Source organism: Pontibacter indicus (assembly GCF_900156345.1).
Taxonomy (GTDB): Bacteria; Bacteroidota; Bacteroidia; order Cytophagales; family Hymenobacteraceae; genus Pontibacter; species Pontibacter indicus.
This window is the reverse complement of record NZ_FTPP01000002.1, coordinates 1,300,045-1,325,147: the sequence shown is the minus strand read 5'-3', so window position 1 is coordinate 1,325,147 and position 25,103 is coordinate 1,300,045. Positions and strand designations below refer to the sequence as shown.

Below are 25,103 nucleotides of genomic sequence, written 5' to 3'. Positions count from 1 at the left end.
TTAATTTTTAGCTGATTAGTAGTGGCACTTAGAACACTCTGCACCACCGTTTGATGACACTGTGAAGGCACTCTTCGTAGTCGACTCGTGCAGTTTCACCAGGTTGTCATAATAGGCATTTCCTTCTGTGTTAAGAGGAGTTTCGCGGTGACAGTCGATACACCAGCCCATTGTGAGCGGAGAGTACTGGTACACCACTTCCATTTCCTGGATAGGACCGTGGCAGGTCTGGCACTCTACGCCACCCACCTGCGTGTGCTGTGCGTGGTTGAAGTAAGCCAGGTCAGGCAGGTTGTGGATACGCACCCACTCAATTGGCTTATTGCGCTCAATGGCTTTGTAAATCTTTTGAATCTCGGGCGACTCTGCTTTGATCTGGCTGTGGCAGTTCATACAGATGTTAGCCGAAGGAATGCTGGCGCTCTTGCTCTCGTATACTGTTGTGTGGCAGTAGTTACAGTCGATCTGGTGCTCACCAGCGTGCAGTTTGTGCGAGAAAGCAATAGGCTGTGTTGGAGCGTAGCCTTGCTGTATACCGACACCCATGGCTTTGTCCAGTGTCAGGTCGATCAACACAACCACAAAGATCAGAACAACCAGGGTGCGAACGGCCTTAGACTTATATATTTTGGAGAAGTCGAAGCGCTGGTTTACAATCTCAGCATCGTACTCGTCCAGTTGCTTGTTCTTGTTCAGGTAGTTTTTCAGAACGGACGTGATCAGCAAAAGCGTCACAACCAGCACAATCAGCACTACGATCAGCACCACCAGAATAATATCGAGGTAGCCTCCAACTGCACCAACAGCATCTGTTCCAACATTCTCACCTGGGGCAGCAGCAGTAGCAGCACCGTCGGCTGGCGCCTCGGCGGCAGCAGACTCAGCAGACTTGATGTATGTCAGGATAGATACAATCTCCTCGTCAGAGAAAGCGAAAGATGGCATCGCCTGCTTGTTGAACTGGTTGTAGATAGCTACAGCATCTTTGTCTCCGGAAGCGATCAGAGCTTGCGAGTTTTTGATCCAGCTAAGCAGCCATGGTTGCGTTCTACGCTCGTTCACGCCTTTCATACCAGGACCAACCACTACATCGCTTCCCACAGAGTGGCAAACCACGCAGTTGTTCTTGTACAGGGACTCGCCCGCACTTACAATACCTGCATCATCAACAGGCAGACTTGCGCCTTGCGCATACCCAGTGGTCGACACCCCGAAAGAGGCCGCCAAGGCAAACAAGAAGGCAATCAAGAATTTGGTTTTTGCTCTTTGTATACAGCTAATCATAGCCAGGACGCTTGTGTTTAGTATAATGGTGAATTTACTTTACGGGCACAAATCTACTACCTGAAACCCATTAATCAAATATTATGTGCTTATTTTTACCCCTATACACAATATCCCCTTAAGTACAATCACTTTAGGACCATTTTCTGCATTATCTTAATAGAATGGGCAATTTTATTTAAAATTATTCTAAATAAGCCTTACGTTTTGTCCTGTTTTCTGCACAAAATTATCCAGTTTCACCTAGCTTATAATGCTAATTCAGGCACACCAACACTTGAACTTATAAAGCACTGGTTTTGTTGTCGTTAGCTTCCAATAATTTTTAGAATTCGATTTCGGTCTTTGGCTCCTTTTCTTCCGAGCCTTTACATACTTTATAGTATATATATAGGAGTAGTTTTATTCAGAAACGCTTCCATCATCTGGTGTTATCGCATGCCAGGTGCAATTCGAAGGGTAGCGCGATACAGTCGGTATGCTGTGTGATGCCATATTTATTTTAGTGCAAGTTTTTGGATTACAGAATCATTGCCGTATATTTGCACGCTAAATCAAAAAAATTCTCATAACCAAATGGAATTAAAAAATTACGAAACGGTCTTCATTCTGACGCCTCTGTTGAACGAGACGCAGATGCAGGAAACGGTCGAGAAGTTCAGACAGGTGCTTAAGGAAAATAGCGCCGACATTATCCACGAAGAGAACTGGGGTCTGCGTAAGCTTGCTTACCCAATCCAGAAGAAATCAACTGGTTTCTACCACCTCATCGAGTTTAAGGCTCCATCTACTGTAATTGATGTGCTTGAGCTGGCTTATCGCCGCGACGAAAAAGTTGTTCGCTTCCTGACAACGGCACTTGACAAGCACGCAGTTGCTTACAACGAGCGCAGAAGAAAAGGTGAATTCAAATCACAGGCTAAAAAAGAGGAGGTTAAAGCATAATGAGCCTAGTTAACGAAAGAGTACACAAGCAAGAAAATCGTCAGAAATACTGCCGCTTCAAAAAGAGCGGTATCAAGTATATCGACTATAAGGATGGCAACTTCCTGCTTAAGTTTGTAAACGAGCAAGGCAAGATCCTTCCAAGAAGATTGACAGGCACTAGCCTGAAGTTTCAGCGTAAAGTTGCCCAGGCTGTTGCCCGCGCACGTCACCTGGCTATTTTACCTTATGTAACTGATTCTTTAAAATAAGGAGGTAACGAACATGGAAGTAATACTTAAAGATGACGTTAAATTCCTGGGTTACAAAAACGATATCGTTACTGTAAAGCCAGGTTATGGCCGTAACTACCTGATCCCACAGGGTCTGGCAGTATTGGCTGACAAAACAAACAAGAAGATCGTAGCTGAGAACATCCGTCAGGCTGCCCACAAACTGGAGAAAATCCAGAACGATGCGCAGGATCTGGCTAACAAGATCGGCGACATCACACTGGAAATCCCTACTAAAGTAGGTGAGACCGGCAAGATCTTCGGTTCTGTTACAACTAACCAGATTTCTGAGGCCTTGAAGGCGAAAGGTCACGATGTAGACCGCAAGCGCATTTCTTTCGATCAGGATGTGAAAACAGCTGGTGAGTACACTGCCACGCTGAACCTGCACAAAGAAGTGAAGCACCAGATCCGCTTCAACGTAGTAGCTGAGTAATTTCAGCCGCTGCCAAGCATACAGAGCGCCCTGCCCCAAAAGCAGGGCGCTTTTTTTATTCCCCGTCTCTGGTTAATTTGCGCTATACCTTGTCTTGAGACAAATGATCTTTCGACAAAGGACAAAGGAGCTGGGTGAAAGGTACCAGATACATCGGCTTGCACCCCCTCATACTGCAGCAAAACACGCGCTATACCTGCAGCAGTTGCCGGATATCATGTATGTAGCCCATACTGCAGTATATGGCCTGTCCAAACAAGCTGCCATGCCAATGGTATGAACAGTTGTTTATTATGGCTAGTCTTTTGTCCTTTGTCAAAATTTTCCTCATCCTGCTAACCCTATACCTATGTTCCGGACTGAACTGCACATACCTGCCAGTGGCCTCGACCTGGGCTTGTCGAGCGGCGTGTTGACGATGGGCTCCTGTTTTGCCGAGGTGATCGGGCGCAGGCTACAGAAGAATAAGGCGAAGGTAGTTGTCAATCCGTTCGGGACGATCTTCAACCCGCTCTCCGTAAGCAAACTGCTGCGGGCCTCCATCAGCGGGCCACACTCCATTGCAGACAACCTGGTGCAGCATCAGGGCATTTGGTATGCCTACGACCTCCACTCCTCCCTCTCCTCCCCTTCGCGCGACACCTTACTGCTGCAAATCGAAGAGCGGCTAGCTTTGACCCGCCATACCCTGCAACAAGCCAGTTTGCTGATCATAACGCTTGGTACGGCGGTGGGCTACCGCTTGCAGCACTCCGGCGAGGTGGTGGCCAATTGCCATAAGCTACCCGCCCGCCAGTTCAGTCGCGAACTTCTCCCCTTCGGCACCCTGCTTACTGACATGCAGCAAACCCTCGAAACACTCTGGCAATTCAACCCCGCGTTGCAGGTGATGCTTACGGTGAGCCCGGTCCGCCACATCAAAGAGACGATCGAAGTGAACAGCGTTAGCAAATCCATCCTGCGGCTCCTTTGTCACGAAATCATGGTTAGCAACAAGCAGGCGCACTATTTTCCTGCCTTTGAGCTTATGATGGACGACCTACGCGATTACCGCTTCTACGGCCGGGACATGGTGCACCCAACGGAGGTGGCTGAAGACTACATCTGGGATAAATTTGCGAACGCATACCTGAGTGAGCATTTTAGAAGCTTTCTGAAAGCGTGGGAGAAAATGCGGCGAGCCATCGCTCACCGACCCTTTCATCCCGAGTCCGAAGCGCATCAGACTTTCTTAACAGCCACGCTTCAGCAGCTCCTTGAGCTTTCCGCCAGGTATAAGCTGGATGTTACTGAAGAGGAAAATGCCCTGAAGCAACAGCTGGTTCGGTAGCTTTCAGGTATACAGCCTGCCTCCTGCCCTTACAGCGCCCTTCTGCGTCTTTAACATACTTTTGCCGGCCTTGCCCGTAGGTATAGAATGCCAAAAGCCTGCAAAACGATGACAATGGCCCAGAAAGAGAAAAGTCCGAACAAGCTGATACACGAAAGCAGTCCTTACCTGCTGCAACATGCCTACAACCCCGTGGACTGGTACCCATGGGGGGAAGAAGCCTTGCAGAAAGCAAAGCAAGAAGACAAGCCCATTCTGGTAAGCATCGGCTATGCGGCCTGCCATTGGTGTCACGTCATGGCGCATCAGTCTTTTGAAAACGAGAAAATTGCCCGCGTGATGAACGAGCACTTTGTGTGTATCAAGGTAGACCGGGAAGAGCGTCCGGATGTGGATGCTATACACATGGACGCGCTGCAGGCTATAGGTATGCAGGGCGGTTGGCCCCTGAACGTTTTCCTGAACCCGGATGCCAAACCTTTTTACGGCGGAACCTACTTTACGCCCCAGCAGTGGGTCAATCTGCTGCTCAATATTGCGGAGGCCTATAGGAAAGACCGGCAGGAACTCGACCGCTCAGCAGAGCAGTTCGTGCAGCATCTCAACCAGAGCGAGCTGAAAAGATTCGGTTTGTCGCAGTCTCGGACGGGCGTGAGCGAAGAAGAGTTTGAAGAGCTCTACAAGAATTTAGCCCGGCAGTTCGACAAAAAACACGGTGGCTTTGGCTCCGCCCCCAAATTCGTGATGCCGGCCAACTTGTTGTTCTTGCTGCGGTATTACGCGCATACAGAAAATCCCGCTGCCCTGCAGCACCTCAACCACACGCTCCACGAGATGGCCTATGGCGGCATCTACGACCAGATCGGTGGCGGATTTGCCCGTTACTCCGTCGATGCGAAATGGCTGGTGCCCCACTTCGAAAAGATGCTCTATGACAATGGGCAGCTGATCAGTCTGTATGCCGAAGCCTACCTGCTCACCAAGGAGCCCCTTTACAAGGATGTGGTATATGAAACGATTGCCTTTGCAGAACGCGAGCTGATGAGTGAGGAGGGCGGCTTTTACTCGTCGCTCGACGCGGACAGCGAAGGTGTGGAAGGCAAGTTCTATACCTTCACCCGCCAGGAGCTGCAGGACCTGTTCGAAGCAGAAGAACCCATCCTGTCGAAATATTACCACGCGACCACAACCGGCAATTTTGAGCATGGCCAAAACATCCTGCACCGCCGCATCAGCGACGCGCATTTTGCCAAAGAAAACGAACTGGAACTGGAGGTGCTGGAAGAGATGGTCAAAACCTGGAAAGAGAAGCTGATGGAGGTGAGATCACAGCGCGTCCGCCCAGGCCTGGATGACAAGATCCTCTGCTCCTGGAACGCCATCATGCTCAAGGGGCTGGCCGACGCCTATTATACCTTTGGCAACAAGCACTTCCTGCACCTGACCGTCCGCCATGCGGATTTCATCCTCCGGCACTTTAAACAGGGCGAGGGGCTGCTCCATACCTACAAAAATGGGAAAGCCTCGGTTAATGGTTTTCTGGAAGACTACGCTTTGCTGATCGGTGCTCTGATCCGGGTATACGAAATTACCTTCGACGAAAAATACCTGCAGGAGGCCAAAAAACTGACAGACTATACCTTAGCTAATTTCTTCGACGAGCAGGAGCAGTTGTTCTACTTCACAGACCAGAACGCCGAAAAGCTGGTGGCCCGCAAGAAAGAGCTGCTTGATAATGTGATTCCTTCTTCCAACTCGGTAATGGCTACGAATCTATACCTGCTGGGGCTTTACTTCGACGAGGAGCATTACCAGCAACTGGCTGATGCGATGCTTGCGCAAGTAAAAGAATTAGTTGTGAAAGAGCCGGGGCACATGGGCAATTGGGCCAGTCTGTATTACGACCGATTGCAACCGACGGCAGAAGTGGCTATTGTGGGGCACCAGGCACCGGAAATGCGCTCAGAACTCAGCTCTTTCTATATCCCGAACATGCTGCTGGCCGGCACCGAGAACCGAAGCGATTTACCGCTGCTGAAAGATCGCAGCGCCATCGACGGGAAAACGACCGTGTATGTGTGTTACAACAAGACCTGTCAGCTACCGGTACATACTGCGGCAGAAGCACTGGAGCAGTTGCAGAACGGCAATAGCGGGAATCAGAAATTTCCGGCACTCTAGTCCCGCCGTCATACCTGCCCTCAGAAGCAATGGCTATACCTACAACTTGCTTACCAATAGTCCGGCATAGTGCTTTCTGTAGTGGAACAGCAGCAGCCCGAGGAGAACCATTACCACGATGCCATTGACCAGAAGCGATGGGTCAGCAAAGAGGTGAAATAACAGGATATTGGTCCCGATCGGCAGCAAAATGAGCAGGGCCAGCAACACAAAGCGGTTTGTCAGCAGCATTATACCTGCCACAAGCTCCAGCGTTTTCAAAGGTACAAATACAAAAGGCGTGCTTACCAGCACCTGCATGAAAGGCACGTGCAGCGAGGTGGCACCGATGGGTTCGATGCCCAACAGATAGAGGAAGCCGTTGAGCCCGGCGAAGGTGAAGATGGCCCCAAGTAGCACCCGGGCAATTGCGATCATAGTGGTAGTCTTCATAAAAACGTCTTGTTTTCTTTTGATGCACAGCGCTTCGCTGATACAACCACGTCCAGGCACATCCATCAAATTGTCTTCATGCTCTTTCCCAACCTGCAACCGACTGGCAATCAATATTAAGAAGAAAATGAGAAAACGCCTGAGAATACAAACACAAAGCACAGGTATGCGTGCGGTGCTATACCTATTCAAAGACTTGGGCTCATTTTGAGACGGGTAGTGATGCACGACAGGTATAGCTATACATTAAAGAGAAAGGTAGACAACAGGTAGGGCTATACCTTCGGGATTTACATGCTTTTTTGCGACATTTGCAAGACAACCTATATCTGCACCTTTGTCCGAACTACTCAATTTCAATTACCCGCCGGAGCCGGCCGTGGACCGCGTCACCCTTTTTGCCGACGTGATTCTGCCACTGCCGCTGCCCAAGCTCTATACCTACCGTATCCCCTTCGAGATGAACGACGAGGTGCTGGTGGGCGCACGGGTAATTGTGCAGTTCGGTGCCAAGCGGGTGCTCAGCTGCATCGTAGCCGACATACACGAAAACGCCCCCGCTGACTACCAGGCCAAGTATATTATGGATGTGCTCGACGACAAACCGATCGTCACCGCCCCGCAACTCAGGCTCTTCCGCTGGATTGCCGACTACTACATGTGCACCATCGGGGAGGTGATCAACGCGGCCCTGCCCTCCGCGCTCAAGCTCAGCAGCGAGTCGCGCATACAGCTGCATCCGCATTTTAATCCGGAAGAAGACGATATTCCATTGGCTGCACAGGAGGCGAAGATCATCTATGCGCTGGAGCAGAATCCGGCCCTGACCTTTACCGAGGTAGGCAACCTATTGCAGGTCAAGAGTTACCACAAGTACATCAAATCGCTGATTCAGAAAGAGGCGATCATCATATTCGAGCAGGTGAGTGACCGCTTCTCACCCAAGGTGGTGAAGAAGATCCGCCTGACCGAGCATTTTGTGCAGGAGGAAGGTATGCTGGAGGAGCTCTTCAACCAGCTGGCCGCCAAACCCAAGCAACTCGACATTCTGCTCAATTACCTCCAAAAGGTGCCGGTGCACCAGAACATCCACCTCAACGCAGCAGGTATAGAAAAGAGCGTGCTGGCCAATAACCCGCACCTTTCCAAGTCGTCCATCGACTCGCTGATCAAGAAAGGGGTGTTTGAGCAATTTGACCAGATCATTTCCCGTTTTCCTGTCGATAACACCGTGCCGCTGCAGCCCATGAAGCTGTCGGAGCACCAGGAACAGGCAAAGGATGAGATACTGGGCCTCTTTAAAGAGAAAGACACCGTGCTGCTGCACGGCGTGACGGGCAGTGGCAAAACCGAAGTGTATATCGACCTGATTAAGCATGCTTTGGAGGCCGGTGGCCAGGTGCTATACCTGCTGCCAGAAATTGCGCTGACGGCTCAGATCGTGACACGCCTGATGAAGGTGTTCGGTGACAAGTTGGGCATCTACCACTCCAAATTCTCCGACAATGAGCGTGCGGAGGTATGGCAGGGCGTGTTGTCGGGTCGTTTCCAGATGGTGGTGGGGGTGCGTTCGGCAGTGTTCCTGCCCTTTCACAATCTCTCGCTGATCATTGTCGACGAAGAGCACGAGCCCAGCTACAAGCAGTACGACCCGGCCCCCAGGTATAATGCCCGCGAAACAGCTTTGATGATGGCGCATTTGCAGGGCGCCAAGACGCTGCTCGGTTCGGCCACCCCTTCTATCGAGACCTATTACAACTGCAAAACCGGTCGCTGGGGTCTGGTGAACATGCACAAACGTTTTGGGGATGCCCAATTACCGGATATTGAACTGATCAATGTGCGGGAAGAGCAGCAGCGCAAGAACATGCACAGCCACTTTTCGGGCAGACTGGTCACCGCCATAGAAGAGCGGCTGGCGCGGCACGAACAGGTGATCCTGTTTCAGAACCGCCGCGGCTACGCGCCCTTCATCAGCTGTGACGAGTGCTCCTGGATTCCGAAGTGCCAGCATTGCGCCGTGAGCCTCTCCTACCACAAGTATAACAACGAACTCCGTTGCCACTACTGCGGCTACCACGAGCGCATGCCGCACGATTGTCCGGCCTGTGGCGCCACCACGCTCCGAAGCATGGGCTTCGGTACTGAAAAGGTAGAAGACGACTTGAAGTTAATGCTGCCCAACGCTGAGGTGCAGCGCATGGACCTGGACACCACCAAGAAGAAAAACAGCTACCAGCAAATCATCGCCGACTTTGAGAGCGGCAAAACGAATGTACTAATCGGTACGCAAATGGTGACCAAGGGCCTAGACTTTGAGAATGTGAGCCTGGTAGGTATACTCAATGCCGACAGCATCATCCACTTCCCTGATTTTCGGGCGCACGAGCGGGCCTACCAGCTGTTTGTGCAGGTAAGCGGCCGCGCCGGCCGCAAAGGAAAACCCGGCACGGTCCTGATCCAGACCCGCGACCCGCTGCAGCCGATTTTCCGCAAAGTGCACAGCAACGATTATACTTCGCTCTACGAGCACGAGATCGAAGAGCGTATGCGCTTCGGCTACCCTCCTTTCACGCGCATGATCCGCATCACGGTAAAGCACCCTGACGAGAAGGTGTCAGAAAATGCTGCTATTGTACTCGCCAAGGACCTAACGGACCAGTTGGGTTCGCAGTTGGTGCTAGGCCCAGAAGTGCCGTACATTTTCAAGATCCGGAATCTTTTCCTCAATGAGATCCACGTGAAGCTCCCACGGGAAAACGTGAACTTACGAGCCGCTAAGCAGGCGATTGCCAAGGTAATTCAGCAGCTATACCTGTTACCTGATTTTAAGGGAGTTCGGGTAGTGGCGGATGTGGATCCGGCTTGATTAGATACTAGCTTAATTTTGGTTTTTGAAGGTATGGAAGTTTCACCTAGCATGCATAGCAGTAGACTAGCCCATACTTCCCCGTACCTTGCTGATGGTGATGAGATATGAATGGACTAGCAGCAGCCTTATGTCTCTTAGGTAACGAATATAAAAATCAGTACAATTTTCTTTTCCAGAACTCACTGCTCACCGAAGCATCTGAAAAAATATTACAAAATTACGGAACAGCCGTAACCCTGTCAAAAACAGGCCCGTATAATGAGTACCTTTGGCTAAAAGTTGAAAGCCTGAAAGTTTGGAATGTCTTTAGAGATATTTTATAACTTTCAGGTTTTTCTCTTTTTATCCTATTCCTAGGTCTTGTTTTTCTTCAAGAGTACCACGTACATAATACCGAAGACCAAGAACACAATCAGGAAAAAGACATCTACCCATTCGTAATCTCCCTGCATGATCTGCCAGCCTTTCAGACCTGCAAATACAAAGCAGGCAATGGTGAGCAATATTCTAAATAGTCGTCGGTTCTGCATATGTGTCTGTTTCGGTACAAATGACAAGGTATAAAATCAGCGGGACATAAAGAAGAGCACCCAGGCTGTGATCACAAACGAGCCGAGTACGTTGAGTACAAAGCCAGCACGCGCCATCTCTTCGATGGAAACTTGCTTGGTGCCATACACAATGGCATTGGGCGGCGTGGCTACGGGTAACATAAATGCCATGCTGCATGCCACTACCACGCCCAGCACAGGGTAAAGCTCCGGCACACCGAGTTGGTTGACAATGCCGATCACAATGGGCACGAACGTAATGGCGATGGCGGTGTTCGAGCTCACCTCTGTCAGGAAAATAACGCCTGTTACCAGCACAAACACCAGCAACACCTGTTGCCCCGGGTGGACAAAAGAAATGATGCCCGTTCCTATCAGCCCAGCCAAACCCGAACTTACTACCAGTTGCCCCAAGGCCATGCCTCCGCCGAACAACAGAATCGTGTCCCAGTCTATCTTCACAAGGTCGGCCGTGGTCAGGGTGCCTTCTCCCCCATTCTCCTGCCCCGGCGGAATCAGGAAAAGCAGCAAAGCAGCCAGCACGGCCACCGTACTTTCGGCAAAATAAGTACTCATAAAGGTATAGGCCTGCTCCATACCCAGCAGGTTAAACACGCCCGGACTCAACCACAGCACAACGGCCAGCAAAAACACCCACATGGTGATCTGCTCTCCCTTCGAGATGGGCGGCTGCGAGCGGGTGTGCTCCGCCACATAGGCTTGTATACCTGCCGCACTAAAGCTGAATTTCTTCAAAAACCACCACATATACAGCAGCATAAGCCCATACATACTCAGCGACATGGGCATGGCCATGATCATCCATTGCAGAAAGTCAATCGTGATGCCCTCTTTAGCCAGGTAGTTTACCCCAATCAGGTTAGGCGGCGAGCCGATAATGGTGCCCACTCCTCCAATAGAAGCGCTGTAGGCGATGCCAAGCAGGAAAAATGGCGCCGGGCTTTTCCCGGACTCCGGCTCCTGGATAAGGTGCAGCACCCCGATGGTTAGCGGCAGCAGCATCGCCACCGTTACCGAGTTGCTCACCCACATCGACAGCAAGTACGACACCAGCGAGAAACCCAGAAACATGCTGAACAGACTTCGCTGGAAGACAGGTCGCGACAAGATGTAAAGGGCGATGCGTTTGTCGAGCCCGTGGCGGGTCATGGAGCGGGCCAGCAAGAAACTACCGATAAAGAGCAGGATGATCGGGTGGCCCAGGTTCTGGAAGGCTGTGTTGACGTCGGCTATACCTGTCAGGATAGCCAGCGTGACGCCCAGAAAAGCTGTCATGGAAAGCGGAATCACTTCGGTCATCCAGAAGACCAGGCAAAAAACCATGATCGTGGCCACTTTCCGTGCCTGCGGCTCGAGGCCATCTGTCAGCCACCACATCACAATAGCCAGCAGAGGCGCCAGCAACAAGCCTATATTTCTTCTGGTAAGCGTCATGGATATAAATATAGCGATAAGCCAGCATTACTTACTGGTTTATCGCTACACAGAAAAACAACTTCGCTCTACCTGCGCAAGGTATAGCCCTATGGGCTAGACTAAGTAACGCTGCCGGATGATGTTGAGATGGTGGATCTCGTGGCCCAGAATGGCAAAGCCCAATGCCCGCACCGACACCTTACGACCGCTGGCTATACCTGCGTGACTCAGCATCTCGTCATCAAAGGCCTTAAATTGCTCGATCGTGGATTGACGTGCAGCGGCATATTCGGCCAAAATAGAGGTAATCGGTCGCTCATCGGCTTTGCTATGTTCGGCATAAGCGTTCTCATCGAAACCGGGCAGCTCTGTCTTATCGTTTCGGGCGAAGCAGAGGGCACGGTAGGCGAATATGCGCTCGGTATCGGCCATGTGCACCAGCATCTCCTTGATCGACCACTTGCCGGGCTGGTAGCGGTGTTTCAGCTGTTGCTCTTTGAGGGAGAGCATGAAATTGACAATGTACTCCTCGCTTGCCGCCAGCGCCGACAACAAGTCGTCGGTGTTCGCATTGGTGATGTAGCTGTTGAAAAATTCGTCGTATTCAGTTGGATCAGGCGCGGTGATGATTCTCTCCATAGTTTTGGCTTAAGATGGTAGTACCATAGGTATACGTGAAGGTACAAATTATACGCGTATCCTGTTCCCAAATACAACTAAAAACAAAGGCCCGACTTGTGAAAGCCAGGCCTTTGCAATGATTCAATCTATACCTACTGCTCAGCGGCGGCAGACAGGAAATGGCTATTGCCCCACCAGGAAGACAGCGTTGCCGAAGAGCAGTTTGCCGTTGTGCCAGAAACCACGGAACAACGGGTTGTCGGCCAGGTATACCACTTGCCCCCTGCCCATGGGCTGCGTACCCAGGATCAGTGCGTCTCTAAGTCGCTCCTTCGCCTTAGCACCTACAAAGCCGGTGGCGTAATTGTCTTTCTTGAGCACGCCTACGTTCCAGCCGTCCTTCATGAAGCTGAAGGTATCGGAGGTGCGCACCAGGGCATAATACGTGTCGCCGTAGCCGAATGCCAGCGGGTGGGTTTTATCGAGGTTCACGCGGAACACACTGCCCTGCACGTCTTCAGAAATGGCTTCCCGCTCGCGGTCGCCGTAAGCACGAAGCAGTCGGTAGGGGTCCTCTTTTGATTCTTTGGCCTTGTCTTTCTCTGCACCCTCTCCTTCGCTCTTCTTTTGTAGGTTGAAGTCTTTCTTGCCTGCCAGGAAACCTGCGGCACTCTCGAGCGCGATCAGTTTGCCGCCACCACGCACCCAATTCTTCACTTGCTCCAGCGCCTGCTCGTTCAGCACGCGGCCGTAAGAACCGGCAGGCAAGATCAGCACATCGAACTCGTGCAACGGCACATTGGCGAAGTAATTGGTGCCCAGCACCGTCACTGGGTAGCCGATCTGCTGTTCAAAGTAGTGCCAGATTTCCCCAAACGCGTAAGGCGACACACCCTCTCCCGACATCACCGCTACCTTCGGCATTTTGAGGAAACGCACACTGCCCGAACCGAAGTCGGCGCCGCTGCTCACAAAGCCCGTCGTGGAAGCCTGCAGCGGCACGCCATGCTTGTCGGCAGTGGCACGAACCACAGCATCCAGTTTGTCGCCCATTCCTTCGTTTCCGGTACGGGTGATGATCAAGGTACCGGCTTCGTACTGCTTGCCTTCCATCTCAAACGGCTTCTCCGACATGCGTACTTTTACTTTCTGTGCCATCAGGTCGGTCAGGAATTTCACGTCCTGCAGGCTATTCCAACGGGCCAGGTAAGCGAAAGGACGCTCCACAGTAATAGTGTTGGCCACTTTGGTTGGTTTTTGGTTGCCTGCCTCCAGACGGCTCTTCAGGGCATAGGCCTGCACACCGAAAGCGTAAGGCATGGCCCAGGAAGTGATGTCGTAAGTCAGGGAATCCTCCAGGTTGGAGTTCGGTTCGAACAGCACTTTCACCAGCGTGGATTTCGGCTGGTACATGCTCACCACCAGGTCGTTTTGGCTAACCTTCACGCTTTCTTCTTTGCCGGTGGCGTAGTTGAAGCCTCTGGTTGAGCTGTTTTTGCCTGCATAGCCGTATCGGATCTGCTGTTGGTCGAGGTAGTCGGTGAGCGCTTTGAGATTGCCGGTGCTGCGGTCATCAGCCTTGAACACGAAGGTCTTGTAGTCGCCACCCGGCTTTTTGAGGTTGTTGTCGTAGTACTTGCGAAACTCCTGCGTCAGTTGGTCTGCCTTTTCAGCCGTAGCTTGCAAAGTGGCCAAACTGGCGATGTGGTGGTGCGCGATGCGGTCCGTTAGGGTGAGCGTGTCACCGTCCTGCTTCTTGTAGGCCAGCCCAGCCCGGCCGGAGCCGCCCTGCTCGTAGGTCATGCCGATGGCGCCGTTGAAGGTAGGCCAGGTGTCGCCGTAGCTGGGGTAGAAAAGGTCGAAGTTTTCGCGGGTGAAATAGAGCCAGTTGTTCTGGTCGAAGTATTTACGGTTATAATCACCGATGGTATACTGGAAGTCGCGCTGCCAGGGCGTGATGCTCTCGTGCAGCGGCTTGGCGGCTGGCGAAAAGTAGTAAGGCTGTTCCGGTCCCATCTCGTGGAAGTCGGCGTGCACCTGCGGTAGCCACTGGTTGTACTGCGCCATACGCTGCTTCGACTCGATCTGTGTCTGCCAGGCCCAATCGCGGTTCAGGTCGAAGTAATAGTGGTTGGGTCTGCCGCCCGGCCAGGGTTCGTAGTGCTCCCAGGCATAGGGCGAGGCATTGCCACCGCGGTTCTGTGTCTGCTTGTACCACTGCACATAGCGCTCGCGTCCATCCGGGTTCACGCATGGGTCCAGGATCACGACCGTATTCTCCAGCCACTTCTTGGTCTGCTGGTTGTTGGGGTCTACCAGATCGTAGAGCACTTGCAGCACCGCCTCGCTGCTCACCGACTCGTTTCCATGAATATTGTAACTCATCCAGAGGATTGCCGGCTGCTTGCCCTGCACTGCGCCGCTGGCTATACCTGCCTGCCGCAGGTTGTTCTCCCGGATCTGCTCCAGACGCGGGAGGTTCTCGTCGCTGGCCACATAAGCGAGCAGCAAAGGGCGTCCCTCGTAGGTTTTGCCATACTCCTGCACCCGTATACGGTTTGGAGCCTGCTGTGCCAGGTATAGCACATAGTCTGTAATGCGGGCGTGGGTCGTAAACTCCTGGCCCAAGGTATAGCCCAGGAATTGCGCCGGTGTCTGCAGGGCCTGCTTTTGGGCTAAGGCCGTTTGCAAACTCAGCAACAAGAGGGCAAAAGCGAACAATCGCTTCATGGTGTTTTGCATGATGTATCTCTTTAAAGAGGGGATGTGACAGGTATGGAAAATAAAGGCACAATCTGCGCAAAAAAGCTGAATCTGACAATTTTATACCGCTAAAGCTTGGGGATACTTTTATCAGAAAACTTATCCAAATCGAGCATGGAATTTAAGCGGGCAGCCTTCCGTTTATTTTCTATACCTGATACCAAACCGTTTATGTGCGTACCTATAGCGATGTATCTGTTTTGGCGAAAGACCGGCAAGGGTTTCCTGGCATTTCTGGCAGGGCTAGCCATCATGACCGTGCTGTATGTACTGGCCGGCCTGACGCTGGGCAGCATACCTGTCAACAGCAGCTACGCACAGGCCACCGAAGGTATAGAGATCTTTGTGACCGACAACGGCGTGCACACCGACCTGGTGCTGCCTGTGAAGACCGACCTCATCGACTGGCGCGACAGGCTATACCTGCAGGACTTTGCCGGTGCCGACAGTTCCTTTACCCATGTGGGCTTTGGCTGGGGCGACCGGCAGTTTTACATGGAAACACCCGAGTGGAAAGACCTTACCCTCACCACTGCCATCACTTCGCTCTTCTGGCCTACCCGCACGGCCATGCACGTAGAATATATCGCCCAACCGCTCCGGCAAAACAAATACCAGCAGCCTGTTATTATCACCCAGGCGCAGTACCAGGCCCTTGTGCAGTATATCCTAAACACCTTCCAGCAGCAACCCAATGGCGAGTTTCTGCTGATCGAAGGCAAAGGCTACCATACCCGCGACAATTTCTACGAAGCCAACGGCAAGTTTCACCTCTTCAAGACCTGCAACAGCTGGGTAAACGGCGGACTCAAAGCCATGGGACACCGGGCCGCGCTTTGGGCGCCTTTTTCGTTTGTGGTGATGCGGCAGGTGCGGGATTGAGCCAGGTATAAAAATAAAAGCCCCGGGTAAGATACCCGGGGTTTTCTTATTAAACCCTAATAGTCTATTGTTTGAGTAATTTGAAATGACTGTTGAAATCGCCCATGCGGGTAGAGATGATGTACACGCCGCGTGGCAGGTTCGGATCGAGCGTCAGCTTTTCGATGTTAGTGCCCTTGGCCACCTGCACAGTTCGCTGCAGCAATTGCTGGCCGGTAGCCGTGGTCACCGTGATCTGTAGCTCGCCGTCCAGTTCCGCATCGATGCTCAGCTCTATTTCAGAGTGGAATGGATTCGGATAAGCCTTCACTTTGTTGGCCGACACCACATCGAAGTGCACCGCCCTGATGTTGAAGACCTCAGACTTGCCATCCAGGTCCACCTGCTTCAGTCGATAGTAACGCACACCCTGCTTGCCGTTCTCCTTGTCCACGAAGGTATAGAGCTGCTTCAGGCTGGTCGTATTCACCTTCGATTCCACAAAGCCTAGTGCTCTGAAGTTCTTCGCATCACTCGACACCTGCACCTCAAAGCCTTTGTTGTCAAGCTCGGAAGCCGTCGCCCAATCCAGGACTACGTCGGCACCTTGCTTCTTGGCATTGAAGTAGAGGAGTTCGACTGGGAGAGGGACAATGGGTTCAGTAAATATGGAGAATATGTTACTCGCGTCCAATGCGAAACAGGTTCCTGGTACTGCAGGTATATCACATTTGATTGACACCCGCAAGGCACCCATTGGTTCTTTCATGGTAAACTCGGTAACTCCTTGTTCTACCATTACCCAGCCGCCGTCTGTGCCATCACCCATCCACCATTTTATAGAGCTAATATCAGCACCATCGAGATCAATCATGTTAGACTCGACCTTAAAGGTATATTTCATACCAAACTCCATTTTGGATTCGTCCTCAATCTGAGTACCAGTTTCATCGAAAATCAGGATTTTAGCAGTTACCGGGAGAATAGGGTTGACAGTAACTGTACTAGTTGCGGCTTCGCTGGCAGAGCAGGATTGGCTATCCTGGATACGTACGCTGTATTGGCCTGCAGTCGTAGTTTGGAAGCTCGCTACGTTACCAGGATTGGCGGCTCCTGACGGAACTGTCCAGGTATAGGTATAAGGGCCGACACCATCAGCTGGTGTAGCAGTTACAGTAGCAGCTGTACCTGCGCAAACCGTCACGTCGTTCACCGTTACAGTCGGCAGTTCTTTCACAACCACAGTCGTGCTAACAGGCGTACTCATAGCGCAGGATTTAGCGTCTCTCACCGCTACCGTGTAGGTACCCGGCACCGTTGTCATAAAGCTAGCAGTAGTCGGGATAGGTCCTGTCCAACCCGCTGGAACAGTCCAGGTATAGCTGAACGGTGCTGTACCTACTACTGGAGTAGCAGTTACCTGCACTGGCGTTCCGGCACAGGTTGACGGGCTGTTTACAGCAACAGTAGGTATAGGATTGATGGTGATAATTGCTCTACCCATTGGCAGCGGGCAGGCAGCTACTGTTCCATCCTGTGCAACTGTGGTAGCCAATACTCGATATTCACCAGCAGCTGTCTGATTTGGGAATACAATTGGCTGCCCATCTCCTAACACTTCTTGACCCACATTTGTGGTTGAACCACTCACTGTGCGCTGCAGCTGGTATTTCACACCGCTTTGAGATCCATTAAGCGTAATTGCTACACCAGTACCTCCTGCACAGTATTCCCCATTGTTGGCTGCTGTCAAGGTCTGAGCTATAGGCTGTGGCGTGACGTACACATTCACAGGTCCGTAAGTGAGACAAGCTGTTGCAGTGGTGGTAGCTAATGCCTGTACGGTGTAAGAACCAGCTACTGTTTGGTTACCAAAAGGCAGTGCGTTACCTGTACCTGCTACAGGACTGCCAACAGGTTGACCATCACGCATCAGTTGGTAAAACACATTTCGCTGTGAACTGGCAAGGCTTACAGGTACTCCTGTGCCACCCGAACAGAATGCACCACCTCCGGCCATAGTCTGAGTACCAACTACGGTGATCGGAATCTGGTTTGTTGTAAAACCTCTGGAGCACTTACTGCTCACATTGTTTTGCCTATCTATTACGGAACTGAACTCAACATAAACGATGTCCCCGTCACGGAAGCCACCAGCTGGACCTGTCGTGCTAAAAGAGACAGTATTACCGGTAGTGTATTTTGTTGAGCTTAACTCAATTGGTGTCTGAATTCCTGGCCGCTGCACCATCCAATAAAGTGTCAGTTCAATGTCTTTCCAGAATGCAAAGGCTGCATCCAGGTTGGCCGACATTGTGACTGCTCCACCTTCGCAAATAGTGGTTTTATCAGTTGTCAGATCTACCACGTAGTTGATAGGGGCCGCTGTATAAGTTCGGTTTGACCAGATGCCACTCGTTGGGCCATCTGGACCCGTTGGAATAGAGGATATACAGCTATTTGCAGGACCAGCTGTTATAGAAACCGCATAGTAGTCTTCAGATGAAAGGCCCGCGTTACCGGCTTCTACAGTATTACCAAAAGGATAAACATCGTAGTTTTTAGTCCAGCGGTAAGTAAACTTCGCTGCATCTGCTCCATCGTTCACTCTCTCACCGCCCACTACAATAGGCTGGTAATATCTGTAGGCATTATCCTTTAGAATCTGAGGAGCATTTGCTGGGTAAGGGTAAGCGGGATTGGGTATAGGATAGGTCTTGGCACCCAATAAACTTCCATTTCTATCTACAGGTTGACCATTACTATTAACCAAATAAGGATACGTAACAGATACAGGATCTTTATAAACTACCGCTCTATAAGTTGTATTCTGACCTCTACAAGTTGGGAACGGATTTGCTTCGATTACAACAACGTATCTTGACCGCTTCAGAAGTACTTTCTTTTCCTCGAAAGCTGTACAAGTAATGCCATTGGAGGATGGATTTATAGTGTAACGGATGGTGATTTCCTTTTCCGTTGCTGAACCCAGTGCTGTACAAGGAGTCAGAACACGTCCATCTAAACCTTCGGTGCCTGCTGGAGATACGATGGAGAAAGTTCCTCCCGCTACCGTTGGCGTAAGTGTGATCGTTCCGCCATCTGAGTACACTGTCTGGCCATCTGTGACACCACTGAAAGTTGCAACAGGTTTTGGATTCACTTTTACGGTTACATTTTGTGAAGCACCTGTACAACCATTAGCTGTCGTGTTGAATACATAAGTTACATCAATTGCGCTGGCAGTTGTGTTCTCCAGCACTTCACTCACACCTCCTGCTACCGGCGTTGTAACGGCCGGGCTGCTAATGCCTGGCACCGCTGCTCTGGTCCAGGTGTAGGTAGCTCCAGTTGTGGCACTTTGAGGATTATATGTAAATGTGTTTCCGCTGCATACTGCTGTTGGCGTTAGCGTGCTGCTCAGTCTTGGCGAAGGGTTCACGACTACTTTTACCTCTTGAACAGTACCTGCGCATGAGCTACCATTCGATGCATAAGTAGTGGTATAACGGTAAGTTACGGTAACCGGAGCAGTGCCGATATTCACCAATGTCTCATTTACAGCGCCTGCGACCGGCGTAGTTACTGCTGGATTGCTGACGCTTGTAACAGCCGCTCTGGTCCAGGAGAATGTCGCACCCGTTGTAGCACTTGTTGGTTCATAGCTAAACGGTGTGCCACTACATACAGCAGTAGGTGTGAGGGTACTGCTTAGTTGTGGTCTTGGGTTAACAGTTACCACTACGTTCTGAGTTGAGTTTCCTGCACAGCCGTTAGCCGTTGTTGTGTAAACATATGTTACATCAACCGGATTAGCAGTTGTGTTCACCAGCGTTTCGTTTACTGCGCCGGTTCCGTTTGTTACTGCCGCGTTCGAAATACCTGGCACAGCAGCTCTTGTCCAGGTATAAGTAGCTCCTGTTGTAGCGCTTGCAGGCGTATAGCTGAAGGCCACACCACTACAAACTGTGGCGGTAAGTGGGCTGCTAAGTTGTGGTCTCGGGTTAACGGTTACTACCAAGTTCTGTGGCTCCCCGTTGCAGCCGTTCGCCCGTGTAGTGATTTCGTAAGTAACTGTAATCGGCGCAGTGGTCGAGTTGGTGAGCACTTCACTAATATCGCCTGTCCCGCTAGAAGCTGCATTACCTCCTGATGCTGCTCTGCTCCAAGAGAATGTAGCACCAGTAGTCGCACTGGCAGGTTCGTATATGAATGTACTGCCACTACATACGCTACTTGTAAGTGGGGTGCTTAATTTTGGACTTGGGTTAACGGTAACCACAACATCCTGGGCTGTGCCGGGGCATCCATTTGCAGTAGTCGTGATGCGGTAAGTCACATTTACTGGAGCAGTGCCACTGTTGGTGAGCGATTGGTTGATAGTCCCAACTCCTGTTGTCCCGCCATCGCTTGTTATTCCTGTGGCTGCTAGTCTGATCCAGGAGAATGAAGCCCCATCCGTTTCGCTGTCTGGTTCATAAGTAAATGCGGTTCCGCTGCAGATCGCTGTAGGTGTCAAGGTGCTGCTCAGTTGTGGCCTTGGGTTAACTGTAACCACAACATCCTGGGTGTTGGAACAACCGTTCGCAGTCAGTGTATAGGTATAGGTTACATCTATTGGATCTGCGGTTGTGTTTGTTAGAACATGTTCTACTTTCGCTCCGGTGCCACTAGCATCTGCAGTTGTTGTTATACCTGCAGCAGGTTGTCGTACCCAGCTAAATGTTGTACCAGAAGTAGCACTTCTAGCAGTATAATCAAATTCAGTCCCGCCGCAAATAGCTGGGGGTGTTAGGGAGCTATTTAGCACAGGCGTTGGATTGACGCGTACTACTAGGTTTTGTGGAGCGCCGGTACAGTTATCATTGCCACTAGTCGTATAAATGTAAGTTACATCTATTGGTGCCGTAGAGGTATTTATCAACGTCTCGTTTATACCGCCCCCCCCGTTTGTAACAGGCAGATTGCTGATACCTTCTACAGCAGCTCTAGTCCAGGCGAAAGTAGCTCCAGCTGCACTTCCATTAGGATCGAACTGAAACAAAGTACTATTGCAAATAGCAGTAGCTGAAGCTGGTATATTCGTAACCTTTAGCTCAGGTTTGACTTCAACATGAATCTCATTACTGTAGATCGCACAACTACCTTCTGCGGCTACCCTGCGATACCACCTGTCGGCAGTGTGGGCACCCAGTATAAGGTCGGCACCTGTTGCTCCTGATATGTTTGTAAAGCTACCTCCTTCTGAAGTTTTTTCCTGCCACTGATATACCACATTATTAAAGCGGGAGGATGCCGCGCTACCTACGAGTTTTTCTGGAGTTCCTCCATAGCATACCAATTGGTTCGGGCTATTCAGTACGTTGTTATTCACAACCGTTTCCTGAACCAAAATCTTGTCAGATGTTGCTGAGCAATTATTTGCCGTCACTACTACAAAATATTCACCGGCTTCAGAAACGTTTATAGTACGAGTATCACCAATGGACTCTGACTCGCCTACTTTATACCAGTTATAACTTGCTCCAGATAATGAGGCAGTCAGAGCCGCTGTACCAGGACTGCCAGTAGGACAAAAGTAAGTATTCGTTCCCTGTGTAATAGCAGCCACAGGTCGTGCCGTTATTCTCACACTAACTGTATTGCTATAAAGCGTACAGTTGCCGGATACAACCTTGCGTCTGTAGTAAGTTGTTTTAGTAGTAGTTACATTCTCTGTAGCAGGTGCATAGTTTGCCCCCGTGTTTGCCCCCGTTGCCTCGGTCCAAGAGGTGGAGCCATTTGGGCTCTGCTCCCAAACAAAGCTTATATCAGCAGGGTCGCCACCTGTGAATGTGCCTGTCAGTGGTTGAATAGGGTCGCCTGAACATACAACCTGCGTCTCTGAAATTTCATTTGTTACAGCAGGCGTAACAGTTACAGCTATTGGATCGCCTATGCTGGTACAACTACCGGAAGTTACTACTCTTCGGTAGTACATAGTGCCTGCCGTTGCTATAGAAGGAGCAAAGTTGGCTGTGCTATTTGTACCTGCAGCAGGCTCCCAACCCGTACTTCCATTCACGCTTTGTTCCCACTGATAGGCTTTTGCGGTTATACCGCCTGCGACTGTGCTGGTCAGATTGGTTCCTGTTCCGCCTGCAACCTGGCAGTATTGTGTTGTTCCGGTTATAGCACCCTGCGTGAGGGCTGGGGTTACAGTAATGGTGATAGTTTGTGTTGCAGATTTACAGTCATTAGTCCAGCCTACTACAGTATAGGTCGTAGTTGCAGCTGGCGTCACTGTAATTTCAGCATCTGAAGAACTCAACGGAATACCGCCTACAGACCAGACGTAGGAATCCGCACCAGTTGCTGTAAGTTTTACCGACTCCCCTTGACAAATTGCAGCATTGTCTGCACTGACAGTTGTAACTGGGTTTGGTTTTACAAGTACCGCTACTGGCTCCGTGGTATTTTCGCAACCACCGGCATAAACTGTTCTTCTGTAGTATGTGGTGCCGGTCTCGGCTGTAGAAGGGGTATAAACTGATGAGGTGTTTGTACCAGCGGCAGGTTCCCAGCCTGTACTTCCATTGGTGCTTTGCTCCCAAAGGTAGGTTCTTGGGCGAGTAGAGTTGCCATCATTGTATGTTCCCCCCTCTACTGTCGCGGTTAGCCTATCTACTGAAGCGACAGTGGCAAGATGGCAATAGGTTGTGACTCCTGTTATTGCTCCCTGATTTAGCGGTGAAGTGATGGATACAGTAACTGTACCGGATGTATTGCTACAGACATTTGGGTCGGCTGCCCTAACTGTAACTCTATAGCCTCCTGCTGCCTCTGCTTTGTAAGTCGAAGCAGTTGCATCCGGTATTGCTGCCCCATTAAGCAACCACTGATAACCATAGGCAGGTTCGCCAGATGCTGCCACAGGGGCCTTAAGCACCACAGAACCTCCCTCACAGAACGTGGTTGGAGTGTCATAAGTGATGACATCCGGAGGAGTTTGGTTAACGAGGATATCAAATGAGCGGGTTCCAGCAACCCCGCAAGGATTTGTAGCCTTTACAGTTACAGTTACTTTGCCTGATGTTGGAGCAACATCATTATATCTAATAGTGATCGCATTTGAATTAGAAGTTGCAGAAGTTATGGTAGCACCTTCAGATACTGTCCAATCGTAGTTAGTAAAGTCTGCTGGCGCAGTATACGTTCTGCTGGCCCCCGTGCATTCTGGACTTCTCGTACTATTGCCAATTGTGGCCGTTTCTATTGTATGGTGTACCTCAACTGTTTGTCCTGAAGACACATTTGCTCCATTAGCGGGAACTGGGTTAACGACATACATGGTCTTGTTTCCAGCAGTAGCTAAATCACCAGCCGTTAAAGTCATTTTTAACTCTGTGGAGCTTACAAATGTGGTAGTTCTGATGCCGGTACCGCTAGTTCCTATACGGCCTACTGCATTTCGGGCAAAGTTGGAGCCACGTAATGTAATCTCTGTCGCTCCTGCTCCAATTGTAATACAAGGTGCTTCAATCGATTCTAAGTTCGGTTGTGTACTGGTAATGTTGAAAGCTGCACTTGTTCCAGAAATTAACAAGTTACTGGAAGCTGTGAAGGTATAGCCTGTTCCAGAAGCATCAATACTTAAACTAGAAAAAGTAGCTATACCATTAACGGCAGCCATTGTTTTAGTTCCCCCTAGTGTGCCTCCAGCCGGATTGTTACCTAATGCCACTGAGACACTATTGGTAGCATTGGTTACCGTGTTACTAAACTGGTCTTGAATAAGAACGGTAGGCGCAGGAGAAATAGCAGTATAAATGTCTGTTGTGGTAGGCTGTTGCGCAAAAGCTAATTTGCGAGCGGCACCTGCTCTCTGGGATATTGATTGCATTAACGTAGTCGGCAAACCAGAAACTGTAGCACCATCAGCCACCTCAATCCTAATATTTCCAGTTCCTGGCACGTTAGCACCATCCAAAGCCTGAACTTGAACACCTAATATAGTTATTTGCTCACGTTTATTTGTTCCATTAACTGTCAATGGAATTGTAATAGTTGTTCCATCTGCGCTATAAGTGGCCGCTCCGGTAGCAATTGATACACCTCCGTTATCATTATATATAGCCACATTCGCTGTAACACCCGAACCTCTGAATCGCCAGCCTGCAGGAGCTCTTAATACAATATTCCCACTTGAACCGAAATCATTAGTAGAAACTTCTCTAATAGTAATTGTCCCAACTGAAGTAAAGCCAGGTGCTGTTGCATTCGCAGCCAAATCAGCAGAAATAGGAAAGGAGCCTCCTCCAGTAATAGTCACTCCCACAGCCGCCATCAAATATACAGAACCAGCCAGAATCATCAGGCTGGTGAGGGCGATTGCAAAGCTTTTGGTTCGGGAAACACTACTAATCAATCGTGTAAAATTCTTTCTCATATACTCAAAGGTTAAGGTGAGATGCGAGCACGCTATTAGGGATTTGGTGCTTGTTTTCGCTTACAATAGGCAATAGGGAGCATACGAAAGCTCTACTGGAGCTTCGGAGGGGGAGGCAGGCCTCTTGTGTAAGAGTTACCTGGTTAGTGTCAGGCTTTCGCTGGCCCAGCAGGCGCAGTTAGCCGGGCTTTGTCATTGTGGTGGGGGAATATAGGATACTGACGAGCCAGATGGTGCTGACTCACATGGACCATCTGCTTTGAACAGGGATGGCCCTGGCAAACTTTCGGCTAAATTACTCACAGGATTTGCTAGTTAGGGTAGCGTATTTAGCTTATGATACCTTTATTAAATATAAAAGTTTCATATTTAGTTATAATTATAGCAATTTTTAATAAATAATATTAAAGTTATTAATAAAAAAATATAATAAATTGCACTATTGTTTACCCCTTGTTAAATTCAGAACTCCTAGAATAAAAGCGCAACATGCGCCTAATAATGATTCAAGCTTAAATATGAATACTTATATATATTTTAGTCTAAGTATAAATTGCACTAATTTCTCCGACATTTATTTGAGAGTCTGTTAAACGAATTGACAATGAGAAAGCAATGAAAGGCTAAAAAAATCCTAGAGTTTGACAAAAGCAGTGCTTGTGCGAAGTAATTCTATCCTGTATATTGATT

General features: G+C 50.1%; 15 protein-coding genes. 8 read left to right on the top strand and 7 right to left on the bottom strand.

The features are described 5' to 3' along the window. Window positions 1–15 precede the first annotated feature (15 nt). Window positions 16–1,248 carry a c-type cytochrome gene (locus B0B12_RS14610; RefSeq protein WP_083704220.1) on the bottom strand — a complete coding sequence of 411 codons (1,233 nt, stop codon included), beginning with the start codon at window positions 1,246–1,248 and terminating at the stop codon, window positions 16–18. A gap of 612 nt (window positions 1,249–1,860) precedes the next feature. On the opposite strand from B0B12_RS14610, the gene rpsF reads away from it, so the two are divergent. The 5 genes from rpsF (at window position 1,861) to B0B12_RS14585 (ending at window position 6,448) form a co-directional block, all read left to right on the top strand. Next, window positions 1,861–2,229 (top strand): 30S ribosomal protein S6, encoded by a 369-nt coding sequence (gene rpsF, locus B0B12_RS14605; protein ID WP_076670074.1) that lies wholly within the window; start codon window positions 1,861–1,863, stop codon window positions 2,227–2,229. After that, entirely contained in the window at window positions 2,229–2,480 is a 252-nt protein-coding gene (gene rpsR, locus B0B12_RS14600) for a 30S ribosomal protein S18 (RefSeq protein ID WP_068838643.1), read from the top strand. Before rpsF ends, rpsR begins: the two co-directional genes overlap by 1 nt. 13 nt (window positions 2,481–2,493) lie before the next feature. Further along, window positions 2,494–2,937 carry a 50S ribosomal protein L9 gene (gene rplI, locus B0B12_RS14595; protein ID WP_076670072.1) on the top strand — a complete coding sequence of 148 codons (444 nt, stop codon included), beginning with the start codon at window positions 2,494–2,496 and terminating at the stop codon, window positions 2,935–2,937. 349 nt (window positions 2,938–3,286) lie between these two features. After that, window positions 3,287–4,267, top strand: a complete 981-nt coding sequence (locus tag B0B12_RS14590; protein ID WP_076670070.1) for a GSCFA domain-containing protein — start codon at window positions 3,287–3,289, stop codon at window positions 4,265–4,267. Window positions 4,268–4,381: 114 nt separating this feature from the next. Then, window positions 4,382–6,448 (top strand): thioredoxin domain-containing protein, encoded by a 2,067-nt coding sequence (locus B0B12_RS14585; protein ID WP_076670391.1) that lies wholly within the window; start codon window positions 4,382–4,384, stop codon window positions 6,446–6,448. 39 nt (window positions 6,449–6,487) lie between these two features. Here B0B12_RS14585 and B0B12_RS14580 read toward each other — a convergent pair whose 3' ends face one another. Continuing rightward, window positions 6,488–6,880 carry a hypothetical protein gene (locus B0B12_RS14580; protein ID WP_076670388.1) on the bottom strand — a complete coding sequence of 131 codons (393 nt, stop codon included), beginning with the start codon at window positions 6,878–6,880 and terminating at the stop codon, window positions 6,488–6,490. A gap of 337 nt (window positions 6,881–7,217) precedes the next feature. On the opposite strand from B0B12_RS14580, the gene priA reads away from it, so the two are divergent. After that, window positions 7,218–9,749 (top strand): replication restart helicase PriA, encoded by a 2,532-nt coding sequence (priA, locus tag B0B12_RS14575; protein ID WP_076670067.1) that lies wholly within the window; start codon window positions 7,218–7,220, stop codon window positions 9,747–9,749. Between the two features lie 107 nt (window positions 9,750–9,856). Next, complete coding sequence (locus tag B0B12_RS20375; protein ID WP_170871870.1) at window positions 9,857–10,075, top strand: hypothetical protein; 219 nt, start codon at window positions 9,857–9,859, stop codon at window positions 10,073–10,075. A 30-nt stretch (window positions 10,076–10,105) separates the two neighbouring features. Here the strand turns inward: B0B12_RS20375 and B0B12_RS20370 are convergent, their stop codons facing one another. The 4 genes from B0B12_RS20370 to B0B12_RS14560 form a co-directional block, all read right to left on the bottom strand. After that, complete coding sequence (locus B0B12_RS20370; protein ID WP_170871869.1) at window positions 10,106–10,282, bottom strand: hypothetical protein; 177 nt, start codon at window positions 10,280–10,282, stop codon at window positions 10,106–10,108. Window positions 10,283–10,318: 36 nt separating this feature from the next. Continuing rightward, window positions 10,319–11,758: an SLC13 family permease gene (locus B0B12_RS14570; RefSeq protein WP_076670064.1), complete on the bottom strand. Its 1,440-nt coding sequence runs from the start codon at window positions 11,756–11,758 to the stop codon at window positions 10,319–10,321. Window positions 11,759–11,854: 96 nt separating this feature from the next. Further along, window positions 11,855–12,379: a DinB family protein gene (locus B0B12_RS14565; protein ID WP_076670062.1), complete on the bottom strand. Its 525-nt coding sequence runs from the start codon at window positions 12,377–12,379 to the stop codon at window positions 11,855–11,857. A gap of 165 nt (window positions 12,380–12,544) precedes the next feature. Next, window positions 12,545–15,103: a M14 family metallopeptidase gene (locus tag B0B12_RS14560; protein ID WP_244554719.1), complete on the bottom strand. Its 2,559-nt coding sequence runs from the start codon at window positions 15,101–15,103 to the stop codon at window positions 12,545–12,547. A gap of 210 nt (window positions 15,104–15,313) precedes the next feature. On the opposite strand from B0B12_RS14560, the gene B0B12_RS14555 reads away from it, so the two are divergent. Continuing rightward, the gene (locus B0B12_RS14555; RefSeq protein ID WP_076670060.1) at window positions 15,314–16,006 is read left to right on the top strand and encodes a TIGR02117 family protein; all 693 of its coding nucleotides are present in this window, start codon (window positions 15,314–15,316) and stop codon (window positions 16,004–16,006) included. A 64-nt stretch (window positions 16,007–16,070) separates the two neighbouring features. On the opposite strand, the gene B0B12_RS20030 is transcribed toward B0B12_RS14555, so the two are convergent. Beyond that, window positions 16,071–24,413: a PKD-like domain-containing protein gene (locus B0B12_RS20030; protein ID WP_083704218.1), complete on the bottom strand. Its 8,343-nt coding sequence runs from the start codon at window positions 24,411–24,413 to the stop codon at window positions 16,071–16,073. Window positions 24,414–25,103: the final 690 nt, after the last annotated feature.